The sequence below is a fragment of the Mesorhizobium sp. M0968 genome (assembly GCF_040319065.1).
Lineage (GTDB): Bacteria > Pseudomonadota > Alphaproteobacteria > Rhizobiales > Rhizobiaceae > Mesorhizobium.
Map to the genome: position 1 here is coordinate 1 of NZ_JAMYNL010000089.1, position 928 is coordinate 928.

Annotated in this window: 1 protein-coding gene; it reads left to right on the forward strand. The window is 64.0% G+C overall.

Annotated features, from left to right (window positions below; translation table 11 throughout):
- Positions 1-928 (forward strand): IS21 family transposase (gene istA, locus NKH67_RS34010; RefSeq protein ID WP_353033104.1); only part of this gene is annotated, 928 nt, incomplete at both ends.

Sequence of the window (928 nt, forward strand, 5' to 3'; positions counted from 1 at the left end):
CGGCGATCGCCAGGGAGAGCGGGATCGACCGCAAGACGGTGCGCAAATACATTGCGCGCGGGCTCGAGGCTCCGGCCTACGGACCGCGCAAGCCGCGTCAGGCGGTGATCGATCCCTTCACAGCCTATCTTCGCGAACGCGTCATGCGATATCCCGGGCTCACCGGCAGCCGGCTTTTCCGCGAACTGAAGGACCTCGGCTATGGCGGCGGCTACACGGCCGTCACCGACTTCCTGCGCGACGTCCGTCCTGCCGCGGCGGAGCGTGGATACGAGGTTCGCTTCGAGACCCCGCCCGGCGAGCAGGCGCAGGTCGACTTCGCCCAGTTCAATGTCGTCTTTGCCGATGAGCCGACCACGCCGAGAATCGTCTGGCTATTCTCCATGGTGCTTGGCTTCAGTCGCCTTATCTGGGCACGCTTCGTCGTCCACCAGGATCTGCCGACTGTCTTGCGCTGCCATGCTGGGGCTTTCGAGGCGCTGGGCGGCGCTCCTCGCGAAGTGCTTTACGACCGTATGAAGACGGCTGTGATCGGCGAAGGCGATACCGGCGGCATCGTCTACAACCGTGCCCTCGTCGATCTTGCCCGCCACTATGGTTTCCATCCCAAGGCGTGTCGGCCTTACCGCGCCAAAACGAAAGGCAAGGTCGAGCGGCCGTTCCGCTACATTCGCGAGGACTTCTTCCTGGCCCGGTCCTTTCGCAATCTCGAAGACCTGAACGCCCAGTTGCGTCATTGGCTGGACACGGTCGCAAACCCGAGGGTTCACGCCACCACAAGGCGTGTCGTCAACGAAGCTTTCGCCGAGGAGCGGGCAGCGCTGCGGCCGCTGCCTTTGGCTCCGTTCCGATCGGTCCTAAAGCTCGAGCGACGTATCAGCCGGGAGGGCATGGTCAGCGTCGGCGGCAATTTCTACAGCGTGCCCGA